This is a genomic window from Roseburia sp. 1XD42-69 (assembly GCF_003612565.1).
GTDB lineage: Bacteria > Bacillota > Clostridia > Lachnospirales > Lachnospiraceae > Roseburia_B.
In genome coordinates, this window is record NZ_RAZG01000137.1 from 1 (window position 1) to 4,594 (window position 4,594).

General features: G+C 43.9%; 6 protein-coding genes and 1 pseudogene. All 7 read left to right on the top strand.

What is annotated here, in order from left to right; genetic code table 11:
* Window positions 1–203 (top strand): hypothetical protein (locus D7Y06_RS26255; RefSeq protein WP_158591487.1); only part of this gene is annotated, 203 nt, incomplete at its 5' end.
* 177 nt (window positions 204–380) lie between these two features.
* Window positions 381–956: a hypothetical protein gene (locus tag D7Y06_RS24010; RefSeq protein WP_120410020.1), complete on the top strand. Its 576-nt coding sequence runs from the start codon at window positions 381–383 to the stop codon at window positions 954–956.
* A complete protein-coding gene (locus D7Y06_RS24015; RefSeq protein ID WP_120410021.1) occupies window positions 953–2,473 on the top strand; it encodes a contractile injection system protein, VgrG/Pvc8 family in 1,521 nt (506 codons plus the stop codon). The genes D7Y06_RS24010 and D7Y06_RS24015 overlap by 4 nt, the downstream gene beginning before the upstream one ends.
* 10 nt (window positions 2,474–2,483) lie before the next feature.
* The gene (locus D7Y06_RS24020) at window positions 2,484–3,104 is read left to right on the top strand and encodes a hypothetical protein (protein WP_120410022.1); all 621 of its coding nucleotides are present in this window, start codon (window positions 2,484–2,486) and stop codon (window positions 3,102–3,104) included.
* The gene (locus tag D7Y06_RS24025) at window positions 3,101–3,625 is read left to right on the top strand and encodes a hypothetical protein (RefSeq protein WP_120410023.1); all 525 of its coding nucleotides are present in this window, start codon (window positions 3,101–3,103) and stop codon (window positions 3,623–3,625) included. Before D7Y06_RS24020 ends, D7Y06_RS24025 begins: the two co-directional genes overlap by 4 nt.
* Window positions 3,625–4,020, top strand: a complete 396-nt coding sequence (locus D7Y06_RS24030) for a DUF4280 domain-containing protein (protein ID WP_120410024.1) — start codon at window positions 3,625–3,627, stop codon at window positions 4,018–4,020. The genes D7Y06_RS24025 and D7Y06_RS24030 overlap by 1 nt, the downstream gene beginning before the upstream one ends.
* A gap of 13 nt (window positions 4,021–4,033) precedes the next feature.
* Window positions 4,034–4,594, top strand: a pseudogene (locus tag D7Y06_RS24035) (hypothetical protein); the annotation flags it as partial.

Here is a 4,594-nt window from a genome sequence, read left to right on the forward strand (position 1 = left end):
TTACACAGGTATTCGATGAGTTGCAAGCACAAAATGCTTTTCCAAGCGGTACACTTGAAATTTTAGGAGGTAGCTACGGTCATATAGGTTCAAGTATTATGGCTTTTAAAATAGTACTTAAAATTCTAATTAAATTGTTGGAACAAAATGAGGAATTGATGGTTGCTAATATTAATTCAATTATATTAGATGGTTGCAAATAGTACTTTGCAATTGTTTATGAAGAGGATATGGAGCAAGGTACGTTAATAGCTAAGGAAGTACGAAAGAGAGATTGAATTAAATTTGTTTCGTATTAAATTTGGAGAGAAAAATGTTCTTCTAGGGCAAAAGTTTGCGAAACACCAATAAAAATAAAGGAATAAACAGAGGAGGCAGATATGGCATACGAGGATGAAAAAATCATAAAGGCAATGAACGCCTACAAAAAGGGAACGTATGGAAGCATTCAGGAAGGATTTTTTATCAAAGAAGAACTGGTGACATTTGAAAAGGAGTGGCTTTTTGACAAAAAGATGCAGATCATGCTTCCAACATCTTTTACGGACATGCCCATGGAGCAGGCAAAGTTAAAGTATCCTATGGAACAGCGCCCCCAGGTGATAAAAACAAATGAAGAGACGGACATAAATTTTACATTCAGCTTAATCGACCAGCCCCTTACCAATGAACAGGTCAAACATCTGCGGGATACCCTAAAGGGAGTGCTTAAGAATGCCAGACCGGATATGCGGTTTACAGAAGAGGGAATGGAGGAGATGGAGGAGCGCAGAGTCGGGTGGTTTGAGCTTACCTACAGCGGCCTTGACAGCAGGCTGTATAATATTATGTATTTTACGCCAATAGAAGGGAAGATGATGCATGGGATTTTCAACTGCCCTGCGAAAACGGCGGTGAACTGGAGGCCGGTAGTGTTTGAAATGATGCATACCATAGAGGAGGGAGAAAAAGAATGAGGGAGAGAATCATAGGATTGTCCATTGCGGACTTAGTTTCCATACAGGAAGTTTATGTTCATAAAAAGGTAAATGAGCATGGTATGGCTAGAATTAAGGGAATACTTGCAGAGGGAAGTGAAGGGGAACTTTTTAAGAAAGCGGAGGGCGGGAAGGCCTCTTTGTACATAAAGGATGAGGAAGGGAACCAGAAAAATATTTTTTCCGGGATTATTGACAGCCTGGAAGTGGAAAATGCCGGGGGAGTAAAAACATTGCGCATGGTACTTTCGGGAAGCACAAAGCTTTTGGACTGTACAAAACATACCCGAACCTTCCAGAATGAAGCAATGACATATGAAAATCTGTTAAAAACCGTAAACAAAGGGAACAAACAAATATCCTGTATTCCAAACTGCAAAGTGGCAAACCCCATAAAAAAATTGATTGTCCAGTACCGGGAGACGGACTGGGAATTTTTAAAACGGCTGGCCTCCCATTTTTACCAGCCCATCCTGCCGGGGTATGGCGGGGAGGGGATACGCTATTCCTTCGGCCTGTCAAAAGATGCCCCGAAAAAGAAACTTGACGTGTACAGTTACTCTTCCGGAAATGCAAAAGAGGAGTTCCTTATGAAAAAAGAAAACAAAGTTCCGGGCATTGTGCCGGATGATTTTGGGTTTTATAAAGTAAAGAGCAGGAAATATCTGGAGCTTGGGGAGCGGACTGAATTTTTAGCCCGGACATATTTTATCTATGAGTCCGTCAGTGTATTTGACGGGGAAGAATTAATGCATACCTACACCCTTCGGAGGGCCGGGGGATTTCAAACAGTATACGGGCATAACAGCGGCATTATCGGAGCGTCCCTGGATGCAACCATCCTTGCCACAAAAAATGACACGGTAAAAGTGGCGGTGGCCGTAGATGGAGGCCAGAAAGAATCCGAAGCGAAGTGGTTTCCTTACTCTACGGTGTATTCCTCCCCGGACGGTACCGGTTGGTACTGCATGCCGGAGAAAGGGGACAAAGTAAGGTTATATTTCCCAAATGAGTTTGAGGAGGAGGGTTATATTATAAGCTCCATCAACCTTGGGAATACCGGGGCACAAAGCGCATCGGCAGCAGGGGGAGGGGCATCTGGAAACTCTGCAGGTTCTGCAGGGGCAACGGCAGGTGGGGGTGGAAATATGCCGGGGAGCGCTGCCGTGGCAAGTGCAGCGGCAGGCGGCCCGCCCAGGAGTGACCCGGATAAGAAAACGATTTCCACAAAAGACGGGAAAATGGTATCCCTTACGCCTACAAACATTATTATGACAAACGGCAAAGGAATGATGATTATTTTAGATGATGCGGAAGGCATAATTATTGTGTCAAGCTCTACGGTAGTAATCACAGCAGCGGAAAACATGATTATAAAAAGTGACGGAGAAATCGATATCCAGGCTACAGATAAAATCAAACTGGTCAGAGGGGACAGCAAGCTTACTTTGACAGATGAATTAAAAATTGAAGGGACAAAATACAAGATGCAGTAGGAGGATAGCTATGTACAGCCAGGAAGAATACTTGGTTTTTGCTAAAGAATTTTTATCACCACGATTGGAAAAATGCAGAGAGCAAATGGCAGTTATACTTAACAAAAAAGGAGATGAGACAAGAGATGCCCTGCTTTCAGTAATGGAACAACTTTTTCAACAGTGCATCAGGCAGCAAAAAGAAGGTGTAAAAAAACCTATAAGATATATACATTTTTTTTATCTCAACCTGGCGGTGCTTACCGGGTGTTACGACATACAGATCAATGCTTTTTCCGAAGAATCATATATGGATAAAATGGAATCCATAGAGTTCTGGAATCCATCTTTTATAACAGATCTATATAAAAAGGATATGGAAGAACTGGAGATAGAGGGCAAGAGGCAAGTCATACATTTTGGTTATCCCCAGATGTTGGAGATAAAGGAAAGAAGCTATCTCCTTTATGTTATGATGACGGGCCAGTATCTGGCTAGTCTGTCAGAGGAGATTGCAGGCATCCCTGCTTTTGGCAGAATGGAAAAAGAGGAAGGCTTGCAAATGGTGTTTGGGGGATATATGGACACAGGAATCCAGATTTGGCCTAAAATTCGCCAGGAAGGAGAAAAAATACAGGGGGGAATCCAATGAGGTATTTTTTGTTGGAACAGGACAAGGGATATACGGACATCCCAGTACCGTTAGGATGGTATGAAATACTGGCACCGGGAAAAGCCATGGAATCTTTAAAGAAGCTTCCAAGAAGAACCATATTTAAAATTAAAACAGGAGAAAATACAGTTTTTTTGGATTTTATGACAGATCCGGTAGTGATGGTATCGGAAAAGGTTAAAGAATGTTTAGAGCTTTATGAACCAAACATTCCTTTTAAAGAAATTGTACTTTTAGACAGAAGAAAGAAGATGTCAAGGGGATACTTTGTACCATTTTTGACAGAACTTAACTGTCTGGCAGAAGAAAGCGAATATACAAACTGGAATTATGACTTAAAAAAAGCCGTACTTGACGGGAGCAAATTAAAAGACAAGGCTGTGTTTACTGTAAAAGGGCCTCAGAAATTAAATATTGCAGTACGCCTGGATGCGGCAGAAAGCCTTCTAAGACGCGGCGTAAAAGGTCTTATGTTTAAAGAAATGGAGGTGAAAACATAATGGAGGATAAAGAATATCTTGTAAGAGGGGCACTTCTGAGGTGCAGCAAGGGAAGCCATCCCAGAAGGCTGAACCTGCCCACAAGCCATGGGGTATATTCCAAAGAACACCCAATTATTCGGAAAGATGATTATAAGGAAGAAAATATCTCTCACTTTGGTGTCTGCCAAAGCAGTACCCCGCCGGAAGGGGCAGAAATTGTAAGGTATAAAGGATATGTACCCCCGGGGAGCACTGAGACAGCGGAGGAAGTGCAGGGGAAGCAGTGTATCCCAAATATTACAGGAGAATGGAGTACAGTAAACGGACAGGCAGTAACCATGGATTCTTATCTTGTGTGTAACTGTATGGGGACGATTGAGCCATTGACATCCGGCCAGGAATATGAAGATTGACGGGAGGATATGTATGAGGGAACATAACAAAATATCTATTGAAGGAGCTTTTGGGTTAGAACGCCTTACAGGGTTTGAAGCCCACGTCATGCCAGGGAAACATGCCAGGGCTGTGATAGAGGGGATTGCCGGGGAAATTGATACGATGGAGAGATGGCAGAAATCTGAGGAGGAGCAGGAAGTCACCGTAAAGCACAAGGGAGAAGCGGTGTTCTGCGGACTGGTGGAACATGCCTCCTTTGAGCCTGTGACAAAAGACGTATACCGGGTGAGGATACACCTTATTTCCGGCAGCACCGCCCTGGACCGGGAAAAGGTATCCATGTCCTTTCAGGATACCAAGCTGACCTACGTGGACATAGCGGAAAAAGCCGTCTCCTCCACACCGAGGGCCTCCATCCTCTGTACTGCAGGCAAAGGGGAAAAGCCCGGCCGGCCCATGATACAGTACGGGGAGACGGACTGGGAATTTGCCGCAAGGCTTGCCAGCAGGGTTAAGGCAGTATTGTATCCGGAGGTATGCCGCCACGGGGCGTACCTGTGGTTTGGGATACCGGAGTGCGGGGAGAAAGGC